Annotated in this window: 24 protein-coding genes; 9 read left to right on the plus strand and 15 right to left on the minus strand. The window is 62.2% G+C overall.

What is annotated here, in order from left to right; translation table 11 throughout:
• Nucleotides 1–48 precede the first annotated feature (48 nt).
• Nucleotides 49–942: a DMT family transporter gene (locus ABEH27_RS17470; RefSeq protein ID WP_346614778.1), complete on the plus strand. Its 894-nt coding sequence runs from the start codon at nucleotides 49–51 to the stop codon at nucleotides 940–942.
• Here the strand turns inward: ABEH27_RS17470 and ABEH27_RS17475 are convergent.
• Nucleotides 923–1,813 (minus strand): triacylglycerol lipase, encoded by an 891-nt coding sequence (locus ABEH27_RS17475; RefSeq protein WP_346614779.1) that lies wholly within the window; start codon nucleotides 1,811–1,813, stop codon nucleotides 923–925. The genes ABEH27_RS17470 and ABEH27_RS17475 overlap by 20 nt on opposite strands.
• A 123-nt stretch (nucleotides 1,814–1,936) precedes the next feature.
• Between ABEH27_RS17475 and osmE the strand changes: the two genes are divergently transcribed.
• Nucleotides 1,937–2,278, plus strand: a complete 342-nt coding sequence (osmE, locus tag ABEH27_RS17480; protein ID WP_346614780.1) for an osmotically-inducible lipoprotein OsmE — start codon at nucleotides 1,937–1,939, stop codon at nucleotides 2,276–2,278.
• Nucleotides 2,279–2,326: 48 nt separating this feature from the next.
• Nucleotides 2,327–2,857 carry a ferritin-like domain-containing protein gene (locus ABEH27_RS17485; RefSeq protein WP_346614781.1) on the plus strand — a complete coding sequence of 177 codons (531 nt, stop codon included), beginning with the start codon at nucleotides 2,327–2,329 and terminating at the stop codon, nucleotides 2,855–2,857.
• Nucleotides 2,858–2,978: 121 nt separating this feature from the next.
• Here the strand turns inward: ABEH27_RS17485 and ABEH27_RS17490 are convergent, their stop codons facing one another.
• Nucleotides 2,979–5,045 (minus strand): AsmA family protein, encoded by a 2,067-nt coding sequence (locus ABEH27_RS17490; RefSeq protein WP_346614782.1) that lies wholly within the window; start codon nucleotides 5,043–5,045, stop codon nucleotides 2,979–2,981.
• A gap of 342 nt (nucleotides 5,046–5,387) precedes the next feature.
• Between ABEH27_RS17490 and ABEH27_RS17495 the strand changes: the two genes are divergently transcribed.
• The 3 genes from ABEH27_RS17495 to ABEH27_RS17505 all read left to right on the plus strand — a co-directional run bounded on the left by ABEH27_RS17495 (nucleotide 5,388) and on the right by ABEH27_RS17505 (nucleotide 7,788).
• Complete coding sequence (locus tag ABEH27_RS17495; RefSeq protein WP_346614783.1) at nucleotides 5,388–5,885, plus strand: phage infection protein; 498 nt, start codon at nucleotides 5,388–5,390, stop codon at nucleotides 5,883–5,885.
• Between the two features lie 122 nt (nucleotides 5,886–6,007).
• On the plus strand, nucleotides 6,008–6,640 hold the full coding sequence (locus tag ABEH27_RS17500; RefSeq protein ID WP_346614784.1) for a TetR family transcriptional regulator: 633 nt from the start codon (nucleotides 6,008–6,010) through the stop codon (nucleotides 6,638–6,640).
• Between the two features lie 50 nt (nucleotides 6,641–6,690).
• Nucleotides 6,691–7,788: an AGE family epimerase/isomerase gene (locus ABEH27_RS17505; RefSeq protein ID WP_346614785.1), complete on the plus strand. Its 1,098-nt coding sequence runs from the start codon at nucleotides 6,691–6,693 to the stop codon at nucleotides 7,786–7,788.
• A 265-nt stretch (nucleotides 7,789–8,053) separates the two neighbouring features.
• Here the strand turns inward: ABEH27_RS17505 and ABEH27_RS17510 are convergent, their stop codons facing one another.
• The 6 genes from ABEH27_RS17510 to ABEH27_RS17535 all read right to left on the minus strand — a co-directional run bounded on the left by ABEH27_RS17510 (nucleotide 8,054) and on the right by ABEH27_RS17535 (nucleotide 14,521).
• Nucleotides 8,054–8,821 (minus strand): SDR family oxidoreductase, encoded by a 768-nt coding sequence (locus tag ABEH27_RS17510; RefSeq protein ID WP_346614839.1) that lies wholly within the window; start codon nucleotides 8,819–8,821, stop codon nucleotides 8,054–8,056.
• A 605-nt stretch (nucleotides 8,822–9,426) separates the two neighbouring features.
• Nucleotides 9,427–10,143, minus strand: a complete 717-nt coding sequence (locus ABEH27_RS17515; protein ID WP_346614786.1) for an ABC transporter ATP-binding protein — start codon at nucleotides 10,141–10,143, stop codon at nucleotides 9,427–9,429.
• A complete protein-coding gene (locus ABEH27_RS17520; protein ID WP_346614787.1) occupies nucleotides 10,140–11,015 on the minus strand; it encodes an ATP-binding cassette domain-containing protein in 876 nt (291 codons plus the stop codon). The genes ABEH27_RS17515 and ABEH27_RS17520 overlap by 4 nt, the downstream gene beginning before the upstream one ends.
• Nucleotides 11,012–12,313 carry a high-affinity branched-chain amino acid ABC transporter permease LivM gene (gene livM / locus ABEH27_RS17525; RefSeq protein ID WP_346614788.1) on the minus strand — a complete coding sequence of 434 codons (1,302 nt, stop codon included), beginning with the start codon at nucleotides 12,311–12,313 and terminating at the stop codon, nucleotides 11,012–11,014. The genes ABEH27_RS17520 and livM overlap by 4 nt, the downstream gene beginning before the upstream one ends.
• A gap of 2 nt (nucleotides 12,314–12,315) precedes the next feature.
• Nucleotides 12,316–13,230 carry a branched-chain amino acid ABC transporter permease gene (locus tag ABEH27_RS17530; RefSeq protein ID WP_016501863.1) on the minus strand — a complete coding sequence of 305 codons (915 nt, stop codon included), beginning with the start codon at nucleotides 13,228–13,230 and terminating at the stop codon, nucleotides 12,316–12,318.
• Between the two features lie 154 nt (nucleotides 13,231–13,384).
• Nucleotides 13,385–14,521 carry a branched-chain amino acid ABC transporter substrate-binding protein gene (locus tag ABEH27_RS17535; RefSeq protein ID WP_346614789.1) on the minus strand — a complete coding sequence of 379 codons (1,137 nt, stop codon included), beginning with the start codon at nucleotides 14,519–14,521 and terminating at the stop codon, nucleotides 13,385–13,387.
• Nucleotides 14,522–15,046: 525 nt separating this feature from the next.
• Between ABEH27_RS17535 and pncB the strand changes: the two genes are divergently transcribed.
• Together pncB and nadE are read left to right on the plus strand one after the other, a co-directional pair.
• Nucleotides 15,047–16,255 (plus strand): nicotinate phosphoribosyltransferase, encoded by a 1,209-nt coding sequence (gene pncB / locus ABEH27_RS17540; RefSeq protein WP_346614790.1) that lies wholly within the window; start codon nucleotides 15,047–15,049, stop codon nucleotides 16,253–16,255.
• A gap of 3 nt (nucleotides 16,256–16,258) precedes the next feature.
• Entirely contained in the window at nucleotides 16,259–17,086 is an 828-nt protein-coding gene (gene nadE, locus ABEH27_RS17545) for an ammonia-dependent NAD(+) synthetase (RefSeq protein WP_346614791.1), read from the plus strand.
• A gap of 119 nt (nucleotides 17,087–17,205) precedes the next feature.
• On the opposite strand, the gene azu is transcribed toward nadE, so the two are convergent.
• Nucleotides 17,206–17,655: an azurin gene (gene azu / locus ABEH27_RS17550; protein ID WP_346614840.1), complete on the minus strand. Its 450-nt coding sequence runs from the start codon at nucleotides 17,653–17,655 to the stop codon at nucleotides 17,206–17,208.
• Nucleotides 17,656–18,003: 348 nt separating this feature from the next.
• Here azu and ABEH27_RS17555 point away from each other — a divergent pair, with 348 nt between their 5' ends.
• Complete coding sequence (locus ABEH27_RS17555; protein WP_346614792.1) at nucleotides 18,004–18,591, plus strand: TIGR00730 family Rossman fold protein; 588 nt, start codon at nucleotides 18,004–18,006, stop codon at nucleotides 18,589–18,591.
• Between the two features lie 118 nt (nucleotides 18,592–18,709).
• Here ABEH27_RS17555 and ABEH27_RS17560 read toward each other — a convergent pair whose 3' ends face one another.
• The 6 genes from ABEH27_RS17560 to rpsF all read right to left on the minus strand — a co-directional run bounded on the left by ABEH27_RS17560 (nucleotide 18,710) and on the right by rpsF (nucleotide 24,681).
• Nucleotides 18,710–21,013 carry a YgiQ family radical SAM protein gene (locus ABEH27_RS17560; protein WP_346614793.1) on the minus strand — a complete coding sequence of 768 codons (2,304 nt, stop codon included), beginning with the start codon at nucleotides 21,011–21,013 and terminating at the stop codon, nucleotides 18,710–18,712.
• Nucleotides 21,014–21,121: 108 nt separating this feature from the next.
• Entirely contained in the window at nucleotides 21,122–22,519 is a 1,398-nt protein-coding gene (gene dnaB / locus ABEH27_RS17565) for a replicative DNA helicase (protein WP_346614794.1), read from the minus strand.
• Nucleotides 22,520–22,632: 113 nt separating this feature from the next.
• Nucleotides 22,633–23,079, minus strand: coding sequence for a 50S ribosomal protein L9 (gene rplI, locus ABEH27_RS17570; RefSeq protein WP_012316464.1), 447 nt, complete (start codon nucleotides 23,077–23,079; stop codon nucleotides 22,633–22,635).
• A gap of 20 nt (nucleotides 23,080–23,099) precedes the next feature.
• On the minus strand, nucleotides 23,100–23,963 hold the full coding sequence (locus ABEH27_RS17575; protein WP_346614795.1) for a hypothetical protein: 864 nt from the start codon (nucleotides 23,961–23,963) through the stop codon (nucleotides 23,100–23,102).
• Nucleotides 23,964–23,996: 33 nt separating this feature from the next.
• On the minus strand, nucleotides 23,997–24,227 hold the full coding sequence (gene rpsR, locus ABEH27_RS17580) for a 30S ribosomal protein S18 (protein WP_003249563.1): 231 nt from the start codon (nucleotides 24,225–24,227) through the stop codon (nucleotides 23,997–23,999).
• Between the two features lie 28 nt (nucleotides 24,228–24,255).
• Entirely contained in the window at nucleotides 24,256–24,681 is a 426-nt protein-coding gene (gene rpsF / locus ABEH27_RS17585; RefSeq protein WP_346614796.1) for a 30S ribosomal protein S6, read from the minus strand.
• Nucleotides 24,682–24,966 lie beyond the last annotated feature (285 nt).

The following is a 24,966-nucleotide window of genomic DNA, read 5'->3' on the forward strand; positions in this document are numbered from 1 at the left end:
TGCTTCGCAGCCCCAGGATTACTGTCTTCCCCAGAGCATCACCTGAACATGAATTACCTCTTCCCCCTCACCGCGATCCTCATCTGGGCCGGCAATACCGTGGTCACCAAGCTGTCCGCCGGTGCCATCCACCCTGCCGAGATCGGCTTTTACCGGTGGCTGCTGGCCGGGCTGCTGTTCACCCCGTTCCTGCTGCCGGCCGTGTGGCGCAACCGCGCGGCCATCCGCCCGCACTTGGGCAAGATTGCCGTGCTTGGCGTGCTAGGCATGGCGATCTACCAGAGCCTTGCGTACTTCGCCGCCAGCATCACCAGCGCCACCAACATGGGCATCATTCTGTCGCTGATGCCATTGATGTCACTGGCACTGTCCATCGCCTGGCTGGGGCAGCGCCTGAGCTATGGGGCGCTGGCCGGCGCCGTGGTCTCGTTCGTGGGTGTACTGGAAGTCGTCTCCGCAGGCCAGCCGGGCATCCTGCTGGACCAAGGCCTGAACAGCGGCGACCTGCTGATGCTGGTGGCCACCCTGGCTTACGCGCTTTACAGCTTCCTGCTGAAAAAATGGCAGTTGCGCTTGCCGCCTTTGCAGCTGCTGTACCTGCAGGTGCTGGTGGCGATCATGGTGTTGTTGCCGCTGTACCTGCTGTCGGAGAAGACCGGCCTGAACGTTCACAACGCCGGCCTGGTGCTGTACGCCTGTGTACTGGCCTCGATGATCGCGCCGCTGGTGTGGATGCAAGCCGTGCACCGCCTGGGCCCCAGCCGCACGACGCTGTTCTTCAACCTGCTGCCACTGGTGACCGCACTGATCGCCGCTGCGGTACTCGACGAACAACTGGCCAGCTACCACCTGGTCGGCGGCCTGTTGACACTGGTCGGGGTAATCCTAGCCGAGCGCTGGACCACCCCCGTGCTGGGCAAAACTACAGCCCCGCAGCTTTGAGCCGGGCGGCGTGTTCGGTAAACAGGCGCACCGGCTCGGCGCCCTTGCCCACCGCGCCCAGTGACTGGTTGACGATGTCCAGGTGATCGAGCGGGTAGTTGTCACCGATCACCTGCCCCAGGTGTGAACTGAAGCGGCCGACCATACCGTCGCAATGGCCCTTTTCCTTGACGAAACTGCGAGCGAACAGGCGGCAAAAGCGGTTGCTGCCGTCGAAGCGGTTACGGCCCTGGTCGGTCAGGCCGGGCTGCAAAGTGCCTGACCAGGAGTAGTAGCGCACGCCGTTGACCTGGGCCGGCCCTTGACCGCCCCAGGTTTCGGGCAACCCCTGTGGATAAGCCTGGTTGAACAGCGCCACCCCGGCGCTGGTCAGCGCCTGGTGCGAGGCGTGCACGTCGATCGGCAACGGGTCGCGCCGCCAGCCGGTTTCAAGCCACACCAACAGCACCGCCAGGCCGTGCAACACGGCCTTGAGGATGCGCCCCTGGGGCGAGTCGCCCGGTGCCGTACGCTCCAGGTGGTCGGCCAGTTCCGAGCCATCGTTGGGCCCTGCCACCGACGTTACCGACGCCACCCGGTCAGGCCGCCGGGCAGCGGCATAGCGCGCGTCCAGGGCGCCCTGGCTATGGCCGATCAGGTTGACCTTGTCGGCACCGGTGCGCTGGCAGATGTCTTCGATGATCGCCAACAGTTGCTCACCGCGCACTTCGCTGCAATGCAGCGGCGAAACCTGCACGGGGAACGCCTGCGCCCCGCCCTTGCGCAGGGCTGCCACGATGCCGAACCAGTACGGGTAAAGCAGCACCCGGACAAAACCGAGCATGCCCGGCACCAGCACCAATGGATACCGCGTGGCCAATTCCTGCTGCATAGCCCCAGCCCCTTTCCGTGGACGACCGGTCAACACTACAGGGGCTTTGATGACCATCGCAATCGAACTCCTGACGCGCCGCGTGGTTCCAAACCAGACAGACCCTGAGCAAGGAGCGGGACCATGTACAAGCAGACCCTGGCAATCCTTCTGGCCAGCGCCACCCTGGCCGCCTGCGGCAGCCACCCGGAAAACCCGGTGGACTACGCCACCTACCGCGACCAACCGCTGGTCAAGCAGGTGGAGAACGGCATGACCATGCAGAAGGTCATCGCCATTGGCGGTAGCCCGTCGAACGTGATCGACCTGCCACACGGGGGCACCTGCAACGACTACATCCTCAACCGCGACGGCCACCAGCAGGCTTACTACGTGCGCTTCGACGCCACCGGCCATGTCGATGCGAAGGGCTTCAAGACCTGCAAGCAACGAGAAGAGGACAGCGAAGCCGTACACGGCGCGTGAGCCTACGCCACACCTTGACCACCCGTCCCTGATCTTTTGGAGATAACCATGAGCAACGTTGAACTGACCGATGTGCAAACCCTGCGCAATCGTGCCCGCCAGCACGTAGAGCAAGGCGCGGTGACCGAGGGTTACCACGCCAACCGCGATGAAATCCTGCGCCTGCTCAACGAGTCGCTGGCCACTGAGCTGGTCTGCGTGCTGCGCTACAAGCGCCACTACTTCATGGCCAGCGGTATCAAGGCGAGCGCTGCTGCCGAAGAGTTCCTCGAGCATGCCAACCAGGAAAACGAGCATGCCGACAAGCTGGCCGAGCGCATCGTGCAGCTGGGTGGCGAGCCGGACTTCAACCCGGACAACCTGACCAAGAATTCCCATGCCCAGTACGTGGCGGGGAGCAATCTCAGGGAAATGGTGCTGGAGGACCTGGTGGCCGAGCGCATTGCGATCGACAGCTACCGCGAGATCATCCAATACATTGGTGACAGCGACCCGACCACGCGGCGCATCTTTGAAGACATCCTGGCGCAGGAAGAAGAGCACGCGGACGATATGGCCGACCTGCTGCAAGGGTTGTAATTTTCGGGGGCGCGCTGCGCCCCTTTCGCGACACAGGTTCTCCCCTCAGTTCAAAGTTTGCGGAGTACCTGTGGGAGCGGCCTTGTGCCGCGAATGGGCCGCAAAGCGGCCCCCCTTTGCACTATTTCTTGCTCTTCACCGTAGCCGGCGCTTTGCCCGCTTTCATCTGCTGCAGCAACGGCGTGCACTGGTTAGGCTCATCGCCACTGCTCGGCGCCACCAGCGCCAGCAGCCCCGCCGCCGGGCCCGCAACTACCCCAAGCGCCACCATCCCCGCGCCGCGCAACGCCAGCGGCAGTGCCTGCACACCGGCACTCGGCTTGGCAAACGGCCCGCGCACATACAGCGGCGAACGCAGCGAGAACAGCCGCACCCCTTTCGACTCCGGGGTGATCTTCAGGTCGAGTTGTTCACTGGCAAAGTTGGCCGTGCCATTGATGTAAATGATCGCGTTCTCGGTATCGAAGATGAACAGACGGGTTGTCGCCAGCCCGTCCTTGATCCCGACATCCGCCGCCGCGCAGTTGATCTGCACATCTTCGTCGCCGAACAGCTTGCCGACCACATAGTTGCCCACGTTCAACCCGGCGATCTCCATCAGGCCGCGGCTGACTGCGCCATCGTTGATCAGCATGCGCAGGTCGCCATTGGCCGTGCCCAGCAGGGCGGCCACCGAGTTGCCGCGGCCACTGATGTCAGCATCGCCGTTGAGCTCGCCAAAGCTGGTCTGCATCGGCGCAAAGGTTGGGAACAGTTGCTTGAGCTTGAACCCACGCGCAGTCAGTCGCGCCCTGCCTTGCAACGGCACACTGCGCCCATCCAGGCGGATCCTCGACGCCAGGTTGCCCCCGGCCACGCCAAAGCGCAGTGGCTCCAGGCGCAACAGGCCGTCTTCGAGAATCACGTGGGCCGACAGGTCGTTGAACGGCAACTGTTCACTGTGGACGATGCGCTTGCCGGCAAACTCGACGTCGGCGTCCATGGCGCGCCAGCGTTCGGTGCGGAACTCCTCCACGGGCAGCACCTTGTCTGCCGGCTGTTTGCTGGCACCGCCGCGGGCCTTCTGTTCGGCATTGGAGTCGGCGCCGATCAGCGGCGCCAGGTCCTTGAACAGCAGCTGGTTGGAGACCAGCTTGCCGGAAAGCTTGGGCCGTGGCTGGCTGGCGACAAAGGCCAGGTCACCGTGAATATCGCTGTCGCCGATCTTGCCGTTGAAGCCCTGGTAATTGAAGGTGGCGCCTTCGGCCGCATGCAGGTTGGCGGTGAGGTGGCCGTCGGTTTCATAGGCTGGGGTGTCTGGCAGCGTCACGCCCGTCAATGGGTAGAGGTTGCCCAGGCTAGCGCCGGAAAGGCGCAGGCGAAGGTCCAGGGCGCCAAAGTTGCGCGGGTCGGTCAGGGTGCCCGCGAGCACTACGTGGGTATCGGCAATCCGCACGTCGGCCTGCATGGGAAACGGCTGGCTGGCATCCTGCAGCGCCAGCAGGCCGCCGATCTTGCCCGTGCCGGAAACCGCCTGGCCCTTGTAGCGGCCCTGGGCCTTGAGCCCGAAGGCGTAGTCCTGGGTACCGCTGGCCTTTTCCGCACGAGCCTTGCCGACGATATCGCTGAACGGGATCGGTTTGCCCAGCGGGTCGATCTGCACCTTCATGCTGGTTTTCAGCGTCTGGTCGTCGAAGCTGACATTACCCTGGTCAAAGCCGATGGCGCCGATGTCCAGTTGCCATTTGGAGGGTTCCGCGTTCTCGTCCTTGGGGCCGAAATCGAAGGTCCAGTTGGCGCGCCCATCAGCCAGGCGAGTGAGGCTGGCAGTGGGTTTCACCAGGTCGATGCGGGGAATGACGATCTGCTGGAACACCAGCGGCAGCGGCGCCAGGCGGAACTCCACACGCTCCAGGCCGACCATCTTCGGCTCCTTGAGCCACTCAGGGTTGCCCAGGGTAAGGTCTTCAGCAATGAAATGCGGCCACGGCACCCAAGCGCGCCAGCCGCCCTCTTCGGGCTCGGTACGCCAGTGCACGGCGAGGTTGCCATTGATCGCGAAGGGCCGGTGCAAGGCTTCGGAGACCTTCTCGTTGAGCAACGGCTTGACGCGGTTCCAGTCGAAAGTGGCGATTACCACCACCAATATTGCCAGCAGGGTCAGCAGGCTGGTTAAGGTCCAGACGAGGATTCTGGCGGGACGCGTCATTGCGTGATTCTCCTGACGGCTTGGCGCAAAACGGGCGCAACAAGGGCACTCATTGTTTCGGACTGATGAAAACCCTCTGGGTTTTATCGATTGCGGCCATGATAGCGAAGTTTTTCCTGGCTTCCGGTTCGGCTCTCGCTAAGGACAGCCGCATCGCCCACCAGGGAAACACTGCTGGCAAACAGCCACTTACCATCCCGAAATCTGCAGCCTAGAGCGCTCGCGGTGCGCTATCAATAACGTCGATTGTTACCATTACCCGTATGAACTTCTCTCTGGCGTTACCGGGCGTAGCATTGGCTTCGTACCCACTTTCCAGCCCCCGAGAGGAGCACCGAAATCATGAAACGCCACCTGCTGACCCTGACCCTGTCCCTTCTTGCTGCCAACGCCTTCGCCTTGCCAGCTGCCGACCAACACCTGACTGCGGAATCGCGCTCCAGCGCCGCTGAAATCGCCCAACCGCTGAAAACCGTTGCCGAAGGTGGCGCCGAGCGCCTGCAGGAACGCGCTGGCCGTGTTGCCGAAGGTGGCTCGGATCGCCTGATCGAACAAAGTGGCCGCGTTGCCGAAGGCGGCTCGGATCGCCTGATCGAACAAAGTGGCCGCGTTGCTGAAGGCGGTTCGGATCGCCTGATCGAACAAAGTGGCCGCGTTGCCGAAGGTGGTTCGGATCGCCTGATCGAACAAAGTGGCCGCGTTGCTGAAGGTGGCTCGGATCGCCTGATCGAACAAAGTGGCCGCGTTGCTGAAGGTGGTTCGGATCGCCTGATCGAACAAAGTGGCCGCGTTGCTGAAGGTGGCTCGGATCGCCTGGTCGAAATCAGCCGTGTGAGCTGATCACCATGGCCGAAAAGAACAACTTGCAGCTTTGCGCCTGTTCCCCTCCAAGCCCGGTCCATTGACCGGGCTTTGTTTTTTTAACTAGAGTGCCCAGCTTCACTGTCACAGAATCCTGCACCATGCTGCCGCGCGCCGAACAGAAGCTACAGACCCGCCAGGCCCTGCTCGATGCGGCTTGCCAGCTCATGGAGAGCGGCCGCGGCTTCGGCAGCATCAGCCTGCGCGAAGTGGCCAAGGCCGCCGGCATCGTGCCCACCGGTTTCTACCGGCATTTCCCCGACATGGACGCACTGGGCCTGGCCCTGGTGGCCGAAGTCGATGACACCTTCCGTCAGACCATCCGCCTGGTGCGGCACAACGAATTCGAACTGGGCGGCATTACCGATGCCTCGGTGCGTATCTTCCTCGACGTGGTCGCCGCCCACCGCGCGCAGTTCCTCTTCCTCGCCCGCGAGCAGTACGGTGGTTCGCAGGCGGTACGCCAGGCCATTGCCCGCCTGCGCCAGGGCATCAGCAACGACCTGTCCACAGACCTTGCGCGCATGAAACGCTGGCAGCACCTGGACAACGCGGCCTTGGCGGTGATGGCCGACCTGGTGGTGAAGACGGTATTTGCCACCCTGCCTGAATTGATCGATGACCCGCAGCAAGGTTATCCACAGGCACTGAGCGCGCGCGAGAAGATCACCCAGCAACTGCGCTTCATCTTCGTCGGTGCGCGGCATTGGCAGGGCCTGGGCAACCCGGGCTGAAGCGCAGTTCTGCTACCATGGCGCACTGCCCGATTGTGACGAGCGCATTCATGTCCGACCCCCGCCCCACTCCGCCCGAACTGGCCCGCTTCAACCAGCACTTCGCCGAGCGCATCGTGCCGCTGTGGCAAGGCCCGGGCTGGAACGCCGAAATGGCCCTGCCCTACGAGGCGCTGGATGCCCAGCACCGGCCACTGCCCGTGCAGCGTTACCGGGCGATGGCCTGCGCACGCCAGTTGTACCTGTTCAGCAGCCGCATCGAGCAACCGGGCGCGGCAGAGCGGGCAGCGGCGCTGTTCCGCTCCCTGCAGCAGCACTTCCACGACGCCGAACACGGCGGCTGGTTCTACAGCATCGATGCCGACGGCAAACCGCTGGACCGGCGCAAGGACCTCTACACCCACGCGTTCATCGTGTTTGCCTGCGCGCATTACTGGGGCAAGGTACGAGAAGGGTTGGTGGAATCGGCGCTGAATGCAGCGTTGGAGATCGTCAGCGAGCAGTTCGCCCGCGATGATGGCCTGTACGAGGCGAGCCTGGGTGAAGACTGGTCAGACCTCGGCAGCGGGCCCTTGCAGAACCCGCAGATGCATTTGGCAGAAGCCTTTCTGCAGGTCATCGCCGTGCGTGAGGATGAGGGTGTGCAGCAGGCGTTGCTCACATTGTGCGAAGCCTTGCAGACGCACTTCATCGAACCGCAACATGGGCTGATGCTGGAAAAACCGCGTGGCGCTGTGGATAACTGGTTCGAGCCGGGGCATCAGTTCGAGTGGTTCTACCTGCTCGAAACCTCGACGCTGCTGCGCGGTACGCCGCTGCATGCGTCCATCGACCGGGCATTCGGCTATGCGCAACGGTACGGTGTGAAGCATGCCGCCGTGCTGGCGATGCTGGATGTGGATGGCACGGTGATCGACGCCACCCAGCGGGTCTGGGCGCAGGCTGAGTACCTTCGAGCGCTGGCGTTGCGCCCGGGAAGCGAAGCGAAGCTTGCTGAGCAGTTGCAGGCAATGGAACAACGGTTCCTGCATGAGGGTGGCTGGTATGAATGCCGGGATGGTGAGGGCGCCGTCAGCCGGCATGACATGCCTTCGACTACGCCTTATCACCTGGCGACCTGCCTGGAAGGCTTGCAGCGCTTGGCCTGACGCATTCGCCGGCAAGCCGGCTCCCACAGGTGTTGCGGCGCCGCTTACTCTTTGGGAGCGGCTTCAGCCGCGAAGCAGGCGGTGGATGGCACCGGCTTCGCCGGTGTTCGCGGCTGAAGCCGCTCCTACAGGAGCCCCGCCAAATCAGTAAGTTAGCGTTTGTTCTGTGGGAGCCGGCTTGCCGGCGATTGGGCCGCTCTGCAGCCCTTTCCGACCGGTCCGACGCCGCGGCGAGGCCGCTCCACGTCTGCCAGCAGCTTTCAGATCAGCCCTTGGCCGACCGGTCGATCGAGAACCCAGCCCAGTCCTGGCTCACCGGCATCAACTCAAGGCTGTTGATGTTGATGTGCGCCGGCTGGTTCATGATCCAGAAGATAGTCTCGGCAATGTCCTGCGGCTGGATCGGCTCGGCACCCGCGTAGGTCGCGTCGTACTTGGCCTGGTCCCCACCGAAACGTACCAGCGAGAATTCGCTCTCGCACAGCCCCGGCTCGATGTTGCTGACGCGTACGCCAGTACCGCGCAGGTCGCAGCGCAAGCTCAGCGAGAACTGGCCGACGAATGCCTTGGTGCCGCCGTACACATTGCTGCCCGGGTACGGGTAATTGCCCGCCACCGACCCCACATTGAGGATCGACGCCCCACGGCCGTGGGCGATCAGGCGTGGCAGCAGCAGGCGGGTGGTGTACATCAGGCCCTTGATGTTGGTGTCGACCATGGTTTCCCAGTCGTCCAGGCTGCAGTTCTGCGCCGCATCCACGCCCAGCGCCAGGCCTGCGTTGTTGACCAGGCCGCGCAGCTTGTCGAAGCCGGCCGGCAGGTTGGCGATGGCCTGCTCCATGGCCTTGCGGTCACGCACATCGAGCACCAGGCCATGCACCTCGGTCTTGGCCGACAGTTCGGCGCACAGGGCGTCCAGGCGCTCCTTGCGGCGACCGGTGAGGACCAGCTTCCAGCCGGCGTCGGCGAACAGGCGAGCGGTCGCCTCGCCAAAACCGGAAGTCGCGCCAGTGATGAATACGGTGGACGTCATGCTCTGTTCCTCGCAGTGGATTGTCGTCGGCAGGGTTTGCAGCATGCCCGCGCCCGGCGCTGTCAGCAAGTCGCGCAATGATATGGTCATTTTTTGTACATTATCCGCAAAGCCCCGTGGCAGAGGCCTTGGCGGTAGCTATGCGCATGTTATCCACAAGGCTTTCCCCACGGATTGGGGGCAACTTGGCCTGGTAGCGGAACCCTTTCAGCGTATTGCGGTCTCCTCCGACCTTTGCCCTGATGGCGCAAGGCTTTCAAGCATGCCGCCTGCAGCGGTCTGTCCAAGGGTTTTTCACAGAGTTATCCACAGGAGTACGGCGCGGTGCCAGGCGATCCTTGCTGTATAGAAAACACTCAGAAAATCATCCACAAGGGCCACATGATCAAATTATGATCAAACCCCTGCAGCCATTGAATTCAAAGGGATGCAGCGACATGCCACCATGTTTTCCACAGGCGGCTCCACATTATCCGTGGAAAAGCACAGCCTGTGGAAACAATGGCTTGCGAGGGGAATGTGGAGAACTTCGGGAAAGATGTGCGACAAGTTGTCCACATGTGCATCAACGCCAGGGGAGCAGCCTGCGCTCCCCTGGGTATAACTCAGTGCCCGCCGAGGTAAGCGTTGCGCACCTCTTCGTTTACCAGCAACTCCTGCCCTGTGCCGGTCATGCGGATTTGCCCGTTGACCATCACATAAGCCCGGTCCGACAGCTTCAAGGCATGGTTGGCGTTCTGTTCCACCAGGAAAATGGTCATCCCCGTCTTCGCCAGTTCGCGCAGGGTGGCGAAGATCTGCTTGACCACGATCGGCGCCAGCCCCAGCGACGGCTCGTCGAGCAGCAGCAGCTTGGGCCGGCTCATCAGTGCGCGGGCGATGGCCAGCATCTGCTGCTCACCGCCGGACATGGTCATGGCGCGCTGGTTGCGGCGCTCCTTCAGCCGCGGGAACAGCTCGAACATGCGCTGCATATCCTCGTTGGCATATTTGTCGCCGATGGGGATGGTGCCCATCATCAGGTTTTCCTCGACGGTCATGTCGGGGAACACTCGGCGGCCTTCCGGCGACTGGGCGATGCCGTTGGAGGCGATGTAGTGCGATGACTTGCGGGTGATGTCGGTGCCTCGGTAGACGATATGCCCGGAGGACGCGCGCGGCTGGCCGAAAATCGACATCAACAGCGTCGACTTGCCAGCACCGTTGGCGCCGATCAGGCTGACCGTCTCCCCCTCGTTGATGTGCATCGAAACCTTTTTCAGCGCCTGGATCGGCCCGTAGAACACGTCCAGGTCCTGCAGTTCGAGAATGGGTGCAGTCATACCAGTTCCTCTTCGTCAGCACCCAGGTAGGCGGCGATCACCGTCGGGTTGTGGCGGATATCCTGCGGCGCGCCTTCGGCGATCACGTTGCCGTGGTCGAGCACGACAATGTGGTCGGAGATACTCATGACCATGCCCATGTCATGTTCGATCAGCACCACGGTGATGTCGTGCTCGTCACGCAGCACGCGGATCATGCGGCTCAAGGCCTCGGTCTCCTGCGGGTTGAGGCCGGCAGCCGGCTCGTCCAGGCAGATGATCTTCGGCCGCGTGCACATGGCCCGGGCAATTTCCAGGCGGCGCTGCTGGCCGTAAGACAACTCGCCGGCCAGGCGGTTGGCGCAGTCGACCAGGTCAACCACTTCAAGCCAGTAGAAGGCGTGGTCCAAGGCGTCACTTTCGGCCTTGCGGTAGCCCTTGGTGTTGAGCACACCTGCCAGCAGGTTGCGGTTGACCCACATGTGCTGGGCCACCAGCAGGTTTTCCACCACCGACATTTCCTTGAACAGGCGAATGTTCTGGAACGTGCGCGCCAGCCCGGCGCGGTTGACCAGGTGGGTACCGCCGAACATCTTGTAGTACATGCGGTTGGCAAAGCGCGCCGGCGACACGAAGTCTGCAGCCCGGAAGCGCTCGCCGAGCAGCTGGATGACGTTGGTGTGGTTGCCGCGCACGTTCAGCTCTATACGCCCGCCGCTGGCCTTGTAGAACCCGGTCAGGCAGTTGAACACCGTGGTCTTGCCGGCACCGTTGGGGCCGATCAGGGCGAAGATCTGGTTGCGCTTGACCTTTAGGCTGACATCGCTGAGCGCCTTGATGCCACCAAACTGCATCATCAGGTTGTCGACCGAGAGGATGATTTCGTCGCTCATGGCGCCACTCCTTTACGCGGGACCACACCGGTACGGCTGATGCGGATCAGCCCACGCGGTCGCCAGATCATCATCAGCACCATCAGCACACCGAACAGCAGCACGCGGTACTCGGAGAAGCTGCGCAGCAGCTCGGGCGCCACGGTCAGCACGAATGCGGCAATCACCACCCCCACTGTCGAGCCCATACCCCCGAGCACGACGATGGCGAGGATCAGCGCCGACTCGAAGAAGGTGAACGAGGACGGGTTGACGAAGCCCTGGTAGGTGGCAAAGAACACCCCGGCCAGGCCGGCGGTGGAGGCACCGAGGGTGAAGGCCGAAAGCTTGACCAGCACATGGTTCAGGCCCATCGAGCGGCAGGCGATTTCGTCTTCGCGCAGCGCTTCCCAGGCGCGCCCGACTGGCATGCGGGTGAGCCGGTGCTTGATGTACAGCACTGCCAGCACCACCAGGAACAGCACGGCGTAGATGAACACGAACTTCAGGTTGGCGTTGTAATCGATGCCGAGGAACTCGTGGATCGGCACCCCGCCATCCTTGGCCCGGCGGCCAAATTCCAGGCCGAAGAAGGTCGGCGACGGTGCCGGCATGCCGTTCGGCCCGCCGGTGAACGACAACCAGTTGTTCAGCACCAGGCGGATGATCTCGCCAAAGCCCAGCGTCACGATCGCCAGGTAGTCACCGTGCATGCGCAGCACCGGGAAGCCGAGTATGCACCCCGCCAGCGCCGCAGCGATGGCCGCCAGTGGCAGCACGCTCCAGAACCCCAGGCCAAGGTACTGGTAACCCAGCGCCAGGCCGTAGGCGCCGATGGCGTAGAACGCCACGTAGCCCAGGTCGAGCAGGCCGGCCAGGCCGACCACGATGTTCAGCCCAAGGCCCAGCAGTACGTAGATCAGGCCGAGGATGACCACAGTCAAAAGGTACTTGTTGGCGAAGATCGGGAAGACGATGGCAATCACCACCAGCGCCGGAATGATGTAGCGCAGCCGCGACTTGTAGTCCGGCGCGTTGACATGCACGCCCGAGCCACCGCTGTCGAAGCCTTGCAGCATGCGTTTGCCCGCTGCGCTCTGAAAATACAGGCTGAGCAGAAAACGCCCGACCATCACCCCGCCAACCAACCACGCCACGCGGCGCGGTTCGGCATTGAAGGTGTAGCCATCGAGCACCACGCCGACGACCGGGCCAAACACGATAAGTGCCAGCAGGCCGGCGACGATCGTCTCCAGCAGGCTGCGTTTGAGATCGAAACCGTTGGTTTCGGCAACAGGAGCAGTTTTGGCAGTGGACATGTTCACACCTTAGCCACGAGCGGGCGACCCAGCAGGCCTTGTGGGCGGAAGATAAGGATCATCACCAGCAGCGAGAAGCTGAACACGTCCTTGTAGTCGGAGTTGATCAGGCCAGAGAACAGCGACTCGGAAATACCCAGGATGATCCCGCCAAGCATGGCGCCAGGTAGTGAGCCGATGCCGCCGAGCACTGCGGCGGTAAATGCCTTGATGCCGATGATGAAGCCGGCATAGAAGTCGAAGGTGCCGTAGTTCATGGTGATCAGCACGCCGGCCAGCGCGGCCATCACCGCACCGATGACGAACACGTAGGAAATCACCCGGTCGGTGTTGATGCCGAGGATCGAGGCCATCTTGCGGTCTTGCTGGGTGGCACGGCACATGCGGCCGAGCTTGGTGTACTTGATCACATAGGTCAGCAGGCCCATGCCGACGAATGCGGCGATCAGGATGAAGATCTTGGTGTAGGTCAATTGCACGAAGCCGGTGCCCACTTCGACGCGCCAGGCCCCTTCGAGCAGGGTCGGTACGCCTTGCTGGCGGGCGCCCTGGCTGATCTGCGCGTAGTTCTGCAGGATCAACGAGATGCCGATGGCACTGATCAGCGGCGCCAGGCGGGTGGAGTTGCGCAGGGGTTTGTAGGCGATGCGTTCGATGGTGAAGCCATAGACGCCCGTGACGACGACGGTGAACAACAGCGTCCCCAGCATAAGCAGCGGGAACGATTCGACGCCGAAATAGGCCAGCAGTGCCAGGCTGATTGCCGCGAGGTACGCGGAAATCATATACACCTCGCCGTGCGCGAAGTTGATCATGCCGATGATGCCATAGACCATTGTGTAGCCGATGGCGATCAGGCCATAGACCGACCCGAGGGTAAGGCCGTTGACCAGTTGCTGCAGGAAAATACCATCCATAACGCAATCTCACCTGAGTGAGACTGCACAGGCGCCGACCACGGCAGGCCACGGATAAAGCGGCCCCCGCAGTGCAGAACCGTGCAGATCTCCGAATAAAGACAGGTACCGCAGGGGCATTGGCCCGGGCCTGCGCCCGGGCGGGCTGCCGTTGTTATTTTTGTTTTTCCAGCTGGTGGTACTTGCCGTCCTTGTCCCACTGGTAGACCACGTAGTCGGACACGGTCAGGTCGCCCTTGCTGTCCCACTTCTTCTCGCCCATCACGGTCTGCACCGGGTTGGCCTTGAGCCACTTGGCGGCGTCCTCGCCTTTGTTGGATTTGGAGCCATTGAAGGCTGCGGCCAGCGCTTGTACCGAAGCGTAGGCATACAAGGTGTAGCCCTCAGGCTCGGTACCGCCTTTGCGGAACTCTTCCACCACGGCCTTGCTGTCTGGCAGCAGGCGTGGGTCGGCGCCGAAGGTCATGTACACGCCATCGACGTACTGCTTGCCGCCGGCGGTGGACACCAGCTCGTCGGTGACGATGCCGTCATCGGACATGAACTTGACGTCTTTGAGGCCCTGCTCGCGCAGCTGGCGGACCAGCGGGCCGGCTTCCGGGTGCAGGCCGCCGAAGTAGACCACGTCGGCACCGGTGGAGCGGATTTTGGTAACCACGGCGCTGAAGTCTTTCTCGCCACGGGTCAGGCCCTCATACAGCACCGGCTTGACGCCGCGCTTCTCGAGCTGCGCCTTGGTCGCATCGGCGAGGCCCTGGCCGTAGGTGTCCTTGTCGTGCAGCACCGCGACCTTCTTGCCCTTGAGCACGTCGACGATGTAGTCACCGGCCACGATGCCCTGCTGGTCGTCACGCCCGCACATGCGGAACATGGCGCTCAGGCCGCGTTCGGTCACTTGTGGGTTGGTCGAGCCCGGGGTAATGGCGATGATGCCCGCTTCGTCATACACCTCGGACGCCGGAATGGTGTTGGAAGAACAGAAATGCCCCACCACGCCGATCACCTTGTCCTGGTCGGCCAACCGGTTGGCCACGGCCACGGCCTGCTTCGGTTCGCAGGCGTCATCGCCTGCCACCAGGACGATTTTCTCGCCGTTGACGCCGCCGGCGGCGTTGATCTTGTCGGCCGCTGCCTGCGCACCTTTCATGTACTGCTCGCCAAACGCTGCGTTCGCCCCGGTCATGGGGCCCGCGACACCGATCTTGACGTCGGCCTGAACATACGAAGAAACACCCAGTGCCGTTGCCACGGCCAGTGCCAGGAAACCTTTCTTGTAAAACGTCTGCGACATGAGGTGGTGCTCCTAGAGTTTTTTTTGGTTGGCACTACAACTTCTCAGCCCTGTGCTCCGAGCAAGGGCCGTGCCATAGGTTTTGTCTTCCGGGAAAACACACTGTGCGGGGGGCAGCGAGGCGACCGACGGCCTTTTCTTTATTGAGCGTGCAACCGTCTGCCACGCGGCAGGCGCCACCACACGTACAGACAAGGAGCAACCGCCCTGTGCCATCATTGCAACCCTGGCAAGTGTTTACGTGCAACCTCCCTGTAACAGCCGACGTCACCGAAGTGCACACCGCTGGTGCGCGACTGCTACAGGCAGCACTGTTTCAAGGCTAGCTGGTGCACGAAAAAACACCTGTTTTGCCGGTTATGGCCCCATCGCCGGCAAGCCGGCTCCCACAGGATGCCTGCATGACTCAAAGGTTCAGACGTAGCCGAGTGAGTCGGCTTGCCGGCAATGGGGCCGGTACAGACACATCAACATCGAAAAGGCTGGCACAATGGCCGCCATTCGCCGCTTCCGGAGCCACCATTGATGAGCGAGAGCGCATTCGCCGAGCGCATCGTGCACAACCTGCTCGACACCGACTTCTACAAGCTCACCATGATGCAGGGCGTGCTGCACAACTACCCCGACGCCGACGTGGAATGGGAATTTCGCTGCCGCAATGGCGAGGACCTGCGCCCCTACCTCGGTGAAATCCGCAACCAGCTCGAACGGCTCAGCGAACTCACCCTCGATGATGGCCAGCTGGCCTTCCTCGAACGCATCAGCTTCCTGAAGCCCGACTTCCTGCGCTTTCTGCGCCTGTTCCGCTTCAACCTGCGCTATGTACAGCTCGGCATCGAGAACGACCAGCTCAGCCTGCGCCTGAAAGGCCCCTGGCTGCATGTGATCCTCTTCGAAGTGCCGCTGCTGGCGATCATCAGCGAAGTGCGCAACCGCCACCTGCACCCGCGCATGCGCCTGGCCGAGGCTCGAGACCAGCTGTACCGCAAGTTCGACTGGCTGCAGGCCCATGCCAGCGCCGACGAGCTGGCTGAACTGCAGGTGGCTGACTTTGGCACCCGTCGACGTTTTTCCGGCCGGGTGCAGGAAGACGTGGTGCGGGTGCTACGCGACGACTTCCCGGCACGTTTCGTCGGCACCAGCAACGTCGACCTGGCATGGAAACTGGATATCAAGCCGCTGGGCACCATGGCCCACGAATGGATCATGGCCCATCAGCAGCTGGGCCCGCGGCTGATCGACAGCCAGATCGCCGCGCTCGACTGCTGGGTCCGCGAGTACCGCGGTTTGCTCGGCATTGCCCTGACCGACTGCATCACCATGGATGCCTTCCTGGGCGATTTCGACTTGTACTTCGCCAAGCTGTTCGACGGCCTGCGCCATGACTCGGGCGAGCCGGTAGCCTGGGCGGAAAAGGCCATCGCCCATTACCAGAAGCTGGGCATCGACCCGATGACCAAGACCCTGGTGTTCTCCGATGGCTTGAACCTGACCCGTTCGCTGGAAATCTTCCGTGCCCTGCGCGGGCGCATCAACGTCAGCTTTGGCATCGGCACCAACCTGACCTGTGATATCCCTGGCGTGGCGCCGATGAACATCGTGCTTAAAATGACCGACTGCAACGGCTCGCCGGTGGCGAAGATCTCCGACGAAGCCGCCAAGACACAGTGCCGCGATGAGAACTTCGTCGCCTACATGCGTCACGTATTCAAAATCCCCAGCAGCAAGGAGTAACCGATGCAAGCCGTTCAGCAAGAAATTGCCCAGGCGCTCAAGGTGCAGCCGCCGTTCGCCGACGCTGCTGCGCTCGACGCCGAAGTCGCCCGGCGCGTGGCGTTCATCAAGGACTGCCTGGCCAATGCCCGGCTCAAGACCCTGGTGCTGGGCATCAGCGGTGGTGTCGACTCACTGACCGCCGCCCTGCTCGCCCAGCGCGCCATCAACGAACTGCGCGCAGAGACCGGTGACAAGGCGTACACCTTCATCGCCGTGCGCCTGCCGTACCAGGTGCAGCATGACGAGCATGACGCCCAGGCGTGCCTCGACGTGATCAAGGCCGATGAAGTGCACACCGTTGATATCGCCCCGGCGGTGCGGGCATTGGCGGCTGAAGTGGAGGCGTTGCAGAACGGCTCGCCGACGTTGGTGGACTTTGTGGTGGGCAACGTCAAGGCACGTACCCGAATGGTTGCCCAGTACACCATCGCCGGCGCCCGCGCGGGCCTGGTGATCGGTACCGACCACGCCGCCGAGGCCGTGATGGGCTTCTTTACCAAGTTTGGTGACGGAGCCTGCGACCTGGCGCCGCTGAGCGGCTTGGTGAAAAACCAGGTACGAGCGATTGCGCGCAGCTTTGGCGCACCCGAAGCGCTGGTGGAGAAAGTGCCGACAGCGGACCTCGAAGACCTGGAGCCGGGCAAGCCGGACGAGGCCTCGCATGGCGTGACCTACCAGCAGATCGATGCCTTCCTGCAGGGGCAGCCGGTGGATCAGGCGGCGTTCGATATCATCGTGGCTACCTACCGCAAGACCCAGCACAAGCGCGAATTGCCGTTCGCCCCGTAAAAGCTTCGCGGGACAAGCCCGCTCCTACAGGTACCCCACTTGATATCGATGAGTGGGGTACCTGTGTGAGCGGGCTTGTCCCGCGAATGGAGGGCTAAGCCCTCCCCTGCATCACGTCATTACTTGACGACAACCTTGCCTTTCATCATCGAGATGTGGCCCGGGAAGGTGCAGAAGAAGCTGTAATCGCCACCCGCTTCCAGCTTGGAAGTGTCGAACTTCACTTCGGTTTCTTTCTCTGGCGCGCCGATCATCGCGGTGTGGGCGATGATGTTGGCGTTGTCTTCCTTCAAGTAGCCTTTGTCGATGCCCTGGGTCATGCCTTCAGTGGCAATGGCCTGCATGTCGGCAGTCTTGCTGATCACCAGGTTGTGGCCCATTACGTTCTTCGGCAGGTTGCCGGAGTGGGTCAGTTTGACGGTGAATTCCTTGCAGCTCTTGTCGACGGTGAATTCCTTGGTGGTATAGGACATCTGGTCCGTCGATTCGACCGTTACCGAGCACTCGGCTGCGAAGACAGAGGCGCTGGCGAGGGTCAGCAGGGATACCGCTACAGCTTTCGCAAACATCATGAATCTCCTTGGCAGGGTTTTATCAATTGCGAGACTGCCTGAAACCCCTGCCCCCCTTGCTGATGTGCATCAAAGGGGTGTCAAGTGGCCAGCCAGTTGAATTGTTCAATGGATTGTATACAACCAATCTAAGGGCACATCATGCCCTTTTAATAGACGATGGGACAACCTCTCATTTAGGAGCAACCGCAATGTCCCTCTCAAGTTTCATGAACAGCCTGCTTGCCGCGTACGCCCACGGCGCCAGTGGCGCGATCTGCGAGTTCACGCGCCCCGAGTGAAGCCGGCCTTGGAACCGGCAGGCATCGGCCTTACCCTGTGCACGCATGTGACTGGAGATGAGCAATGCCTGTACGTTCCGTTTGTGTGTTCTGCGGTGCCAGCATCGGCGCCAACCCCGCCTACCGAGAAGCGGCCATCGCCCTCGGCCAGGCCATCGCCCGCCGCGGCCTGACGCTGGTGTATGGCGGTGGCGCTGTCGGCCTGATGGGCACCGTTGCCGACGCGGCCATGGCGGCGGGTGGCGAAGTGATCGGGATCATCCCCCAGAGCCTGATGAACGCCGAAATCGGCCACCGTGGCCTGACCCGCCTGGAAGTAGTAGACGGCATGCACGCGCGCAAGGCACGCATGGCCGAGCTGAGCGACGCCTTCATCGCCCTGCCAGGGGGCCTGGGCACGCTGGAGGAGTTGTTCGAAGTGTGGACCTGGGGCCAGCTGGGGTATCACGCCAAGCCGCTGGGCTTACTGGATGTGAATGGCTTCTACGAGAAGCTGGGCGGGTTCCTCGACCATATCGTCGAAGAGGGCTTCGTGCGGCCGCAGCATCGGGCAATGTTGCTGCTTGAGCAGCAGGCCGATGCGCTGCTGGACGGGATGGAGCGGTTCGAGGCGCCGGTGCTGCCCAAGTGGGTCGACAAGCAACCTGATTGAAGGCTGATATCCCGGGACCGCTTCGCGGTCCATCGCAGGCAAGCCAGCTCCTACAGGGCTTGCGCTGTGCCTGTGGGAGCTGGCTTGCCTGCGATGGGCCGCAAAGCGGCCCCCACTATCAGCGCGGGATGACCGGCTGACGCGGCTTCTTACCCTTGCCGCCGCCACCTTTGGCCGCTTCCTTGCGCTCTTTGGCCGCCTGCTGATTGCGGGCGAACGCTTCGGCCTTGGCCTTCTCGCGCTTGTCCCACGGCTTGCTGCCATCGCTGGCACGCGGTGGTAGCCCGGTGTGCTGGGTGAGGATCTTCTGTTCCTTGGCCACCTTGTGGCTACCGGCCGGCGTCGAGTTCTTGCGCCGGGCACTCTGGTAGCTGTCGGTCTGCGGCTGGTGCAGCGGGATCAGCTGGTGCTTGCCCGGGCCGATCAAGTCGGCACGCCCCATGCGCTCCAGCGCCTCACGCAGCATCGGCCAGCCCTTCGGGTCGTGGTAGCGCAGGAACGCCTTGTGCAGGCGGCGCTGCTCCTCGCTCTTGACGATTTCCACGCCTTCGCTCTTGTATGTCACCTTGCGCAGCGGGTTCTTGCCCGAGTGGTACATGGCGGTGGCCGACGCCATGGGCGACGGGTAGAACGCCTGCACCTGGTCGGCGCGGAAGCCGTTGCCCTTGAGCCACAGGGCCAGGTTCATCATGTCTTCGTCGGTGGTGCCCGGGTGCGCGGCGATGAAGTACGGAATCAGGTACTGCTCTTTGCCCGCCTCTTTCGAGAACTTCTCGAACATGCGCTTGAAGCGGTCATAGGTGCCGATGCCGGGCTTCATCATCTTGTCGAGCGGGCCACGCTCGGTGTGCTCGGGGGCAATCTTCAGGTAACCGCCCACGTGGTGGGTGACCAGTTCCTTGACGTACTCCGGCGACTCCACGGCCAGGTCGTAACGCAGGCCCGAGGCAATCAGGATCTTCTTCACACCCGGCAGGGCACGGGCCTTGCGGTACAGCTCGATCAGCGAGCTGTGGTCAGTGTTAAGGTTCTCGCAGATACCCGGGAACACGCATGACGGCTTGCGGCAGTGCTTCTCGATGTCGTGGCTCTTGCAGGCGATGCGGTACATGTTGGCGGTCGGGCCGCCAAGGTCGGAGACCACCCCGGTGAAGCCCGGGACCTTGTCACGCATCTCTTCGATTTCGTGCAGGATCGACTCGTGCGAGCGGTTCTGGATGATGCGGCCTTCGTGCTCGGTGATCGAGCAGAAGGTGCAGCCACCAAAGCAGCCACGCATGATGTTCACCGAGAAGCGGATCATCTCGTAGGCCGGGATGCGCTCCTTGCCGTAGGCCGGGTGCGGCACACGGGCGTACGGCATGCCGAACACGTAGTCCATTTCTTCGGTGGTCATGGGGATGGGTGGCGGGTTGAACCACACATCCACTTCGCCATGCTTCTGCACCAGGGCGCGGGCGTTGCCCGGGTTGGTCTCCAGGTGCAGCACGCGGTTGGCGTGGGCATAGAGTACCGGGTCGTTACGCACCTTTTCGAACGAAGGCAGGCGGATCACCGACTTTTCCCGGGTCACGCTCGGGCTGTCGAGAATCTGCACGACCTTGGCTTCGTTCGGGTCTTCCTGGTCGCCCTTGGCCTGCTCGATGGCGCAGGCCTGGGTGTCCTGGGTGTTCACGTACGGGTTGATGATCTTGTCGACGCGGCCTGGGCGGTCGATGCGCGTGGAGTCGATCTCGTACCAGCCCTCTGGCGTGTCACGGCGCACGAATGCCGTGCCGCGCACATCGGTGATGCGCTCGATGCTCTCACCCTGGGACAGGCGCTGGGCCACCTCGACGATCGCCCGCTCGGCGTTGCCGTACAGCAGAATATCGGCGCTGGCGTCGATCAGGATCGAGTGGCGGACCTTGTCCTGCCAGTAATCGTAGTGGGCGATGCGGCGCAGCGACGCTTCGATGCCGCCCAACACGATCGGCACGTGCTTGTAGGCTTCCTTGCAGCGCTGGCTGTACACCAGGCTGGCGCGGTCCGGGCGTTTGCCGGCCAGGCCGCCAGGCGTGTAGGCGTCATCGGAGCGGATTTTCTTGTCCGCGGTGTAGCGGTTGATCATCGAGTCCATGTTGCCCGCGGCGACACCGAAGAACAGGTTCGGCTCGCCAAGCTTCATGAAGTCGTCTTTCGACTGCCAGTTCGGCTGGGCAATGATGCCCACACGGAAGCCCTGGGCTTCCAGCAGGCGGCCGATGATGGCCATGCCGAACGACGCGTGGTCGACGTAGGCGTCACCGGTCACGATGATGATGTCGCAGGAATCCCAGCCGAGCAGATCCATCTCCTCCCTGCTCATTGGCAGGAAAGGTGCTGGCCCGAAGCATTCGGCCCAGTACTTGGGATAGTCGTAGAGTGGTTTGGCTGCTTGCATGTCAGTGACCGGTTTTGGTGTTCAGGGAAATCGCGGGCGCGGAATATAGCACAAATTTTGACCAAATCCGACGACAGAGGTCGGATTCATGGATCAGGCCTGCCCGGATTATTCGTCGTCGTCGAAGTTGTACATGCCCGGCGCGAGGTTCTCGAAGCGGGTGTACTTGCCAATGAACGCCAGGCGGATGAAGCCGATGGGGCCGTTACGCTGCTTGCCGATGATGATTTCGGCAATCCCCTTGTGCTCGGTCTCCGGGTGGTACACCTCATCCCGGTACACGAACATGATCACGTCGGCGTCCTGCTCGATTGCACCGGATTCACGCAAGTCGGAGTTCACCGGGCGCTTGTTCGGCCGCTGCTCGAGGGAGCGGTTGAGCTGCGACAGGGCGATGACCGGGCAGTTGAATTCCTTGGCCAGGGCCTTGAGCGAGCGGGAGATCTCGGAAATTTCGTTGGTACGGTTGTCACCGGCCGAACCTGGGATCTGCATCAGCTGCAGGTAGTCGACCATGATCATGCCGATCTCGCCGTGCTCACGCGCCAGGCGGCGGGTGCGCGCGCGCATCTCCGACGGGCTGATGCCAGCGGTATCGTCGATGAACAGCTTGCGGTCGTTGAGCAGGTTGACCGCCGAGGTCAGGCGCGGCCAGTCGTCATCGTCCAGTTGGCCGGAACGCACCTTGGTCTGGTCGATACGGCCCAGGGACGAAAGCATACGCATGATCAGCGACTCACCTGGCATCTCGAGGGAGAACACCAGCACGGCCTTGTCGGTCCGCAGCACGGCGTTTTCCACCAGGTTCATGGCGAAGGTGGTCTTGCCCATCGACGGACGACCAGCAACGATGATCAGGTCGGCCGCCTGCAGGCCGCTGGTCTTCTCGTCCAGGTCGGTGTAGCCGGTGGAGACGCCGGTGATATCGCTGTCGGAGTTGAACAGCGTGTCGATCCGGTCGATGGCCTTGGTCAACAGCTCGTTGACCCCCACCGGGCCACCGGTCTTCGGCCGCGCCTCGGCGATCTGGAAGATCTGCCGCTCGGCGTCGTCGAGGATTTCTTCGGCGTTGCGCCCCTGCGGGTTGAAGGCGTTGTCGGCGATGTCGGTACTGATGCTGATCAGCTGGCGCAACGTGGCCCGCTCGCGAATGATCGCGGCGTACGCCTTGATGTTGGCAACCGATGGCGTGTTCTTGGCCAGCTCGGCCAGGTACGCCAGGCCGCCGACCTGGGTCGACAGGCCTTCCTTGTCCAGTTGCTCGTGCAAGGTGACGACGTCGAACGGCTGGTTGGCGTCCGCCAGCTTGTGCACGGCACGGAAGATCAGGCGGTGGTCATGCCGATAGAAATCGCCATCCGAAACCTGATCCAGCACCCGCTCCCAGGCGTTGTTGTCCAGCATCAGGCCACCGAGCACGGCCTGTTCGGCCTCGATGGAATGCGGCGGCACCTTGAGGGCAGCGGTTTGCAGGTCTAGCTGGTCGGGATTGGTGATCTCGTTCATGGCCACGAAAGAATTCTGGAGGATGAAAAAGACAAAGGGCACGGCCTGTAAAGAACAGGACCGTGCCCGATGTTAACCGGCAAGCCCGCCAGGGGCCAGCCAGTCAGCGCAGCTTAGGCAGCTACGACGACCACACGTACGGTGGCTTCAACGTCGCTGTGCAGGTGCACGGCTACGTCGTATTCGCCAACCTGACGGATGGTGCCGTTCGGCAGACGAACTTCAGCTTTGGCCACTTCAACGCCGGAGGCGGTCAGGGCGTCAGCGATGTCGTGAGTGCCGATCGAACCGAACAGCTTGCCTTCGTCGCCAGCGGTGGCAGTGATGGTCACTTCCAGCTCGGCCAGTTGGGCAGCGCGGCTTTCAGCCGACGATTTACGGTCAGCTGCTGCTTTTTCCAGCTCGGCGCGACGCTCTTCGAACGCAGCCAGGTTGGCGGCGTTGGCAACGGTGGCCTTGCCGAATGGCAGCAGGAAGTTACGGCCGTAACCAGCCTTAACTTTTACTTTGTCGCCCAGGTTGCCCAGGTTAGCGACTTTTTCCAGCAGGATCAGTTCCATTTGGTAAAACCTCTTAACTTTTAACCTTCACCGTTCGCGGAATCATCCCCCTGAGGGGACTTGCGACCGCGAAAATCAATCAGGCTGTCGACAATGGCCAAAACCACGAGCAACGGATAAATCAGCTGCATGATCAGCGGCAGCGTCACGTACATGCCAACCAGCCAGAAACCGGCCAGTCGCCCCTGCGCCACCAGCCCATGCATCAAGGCGATGCCGGCCAGGACGAGCACCAGGCTGGACGCGGAAGCCAGGACGATGAACTGCGGGCCGATGAACGGGCCCAACACCATCGCGGCAACCAGAGCCAGCATGACTGCCCGCGGCAACTTCAGCGCGCGAAATTCGCGACCGAAGCCTCCAGGGTTGTACAACGCTGCTTGCCAATAACGCGCCAGCATCAAAGCCAGCACGCTGAACAACTGCAGCATCACCGCTGTGGAAGCGACCAGCACAGGGCCGATCAGCTCACCGGGAATCACTGGCTTGCCTTCGACTTGCGGCAGCGCTTCGGAAAGCGCCTTGGCCAACACGGCGAAGGTTTCGCGCAGTACCGCGTCCAGGATGAGGCTGTAGACCAGCCCCAGCACAACACTGGACAACAACACCCGGCTCCAGGAATGCCCGGCACGCAACAAGGCGGCCAGCCCCAGTGTTCCCAACAGCACCAGCAAGGTACTTGGATCACCGAAGGCCCAGATGGCCACCGCCGGCACAAGGCCGAACGCGATGACCGTTGAAGCATCCTTGAACCCGCGCCGCAGCAGCACAAGGCTGCCGGCAGCGGCACTCAACCAGAACAGCAGCGGTAATACCGCACTCACGACCACCACCAGGGTGGCCTGCACACGACCGCGCATGATGAAATCAGCCAACGCTCGCATGCTTATCCCTTACTTCTTGTCGACGGCCCGGTCTCAGCGGCCGTGGCTGTCGGTGTAGGGCAGCAGGGCCAGGAAGCGGGCGCGCTTGATAGCGGTAGCCAGCTGACGCTGATAACGAGCTTTGGTACCGGTGATACGGCTTGGAACGATCTTGCCGGTTTCGGATACGTAAGCTTTCAGGGTGTTGAGATCTTTGAAGTCGATCTCTTTCACGTCTTCAGCAGTGAAGCGGCAGAATTTACGACGACGGAAGAAACGTGCCATGTAATAGGCTCCTCAAAAGGTCCGTGGATTACTCGTCAGCGTTATCGCTGGAGTCGCTGTCATTGCTGTCATCGCCGTCGGCGGAGTCAGAATGCTCAGGACGCTCACGACGCTCACGGCGCTCGCTGCGGTTCTCTTCTGCCTTGAGCATCTCGGACTGACCGGTTACGGCTTCGTCGCGACGGATGACCAGGTTACGGATCACGGCATCGTTGTAGCGGAAGTTGTCTTCCAGCTCGGCCAGGGCCTTGCCGGTGCACTCAACGTTCAGCATCACGTAGTGAGCCTTGTGAACATTGTTGATTGCGTAGGCCAGTTGACGACGGCCCCAGTCTTCCAGGCGGTGGATCTTGCCACCATCTTCTTCGATCAGCTTGGTGTAACGCTCAACCATGCCGCCGACTTGCTCGCTCTGGTCCGGGTGAACCAGAAAGATGATTTCGTAATGACGCATGAATGCTCCTTACGGGTTAGTAGTCTGCCAGGATGCTGGTCAGACAAGGAGTGAATGACACTGTATGTCTTGCCATGGAGGGGAGGTGCATGCGCACCTGCCAGCTCGGCAAGGGGCGCAATTGTAGAGAAGGCGCAACGCACAAGCAAGGTGATTGGCGATTATTTGAACAGCCGGAAACAGTTTATGCCTGTGCTGGCCTCTTCGCGGGGCGAGCCCGCTCCCACAGGTCTCCTCGAAGGCTGCAGGGATCTTGTGGGAGCGGGCTTGCCCCGCGAAGAGGCC

It is taken from the genome of Pseudomonas sp. P39-UII1 (assembly GCF_039672635.1).
GTDB lineage: Bacteria > Pseudomonadota > Gammaproteobacteria > Pseudomonadales > Pseudomonadaceae > Aquipseudomonas.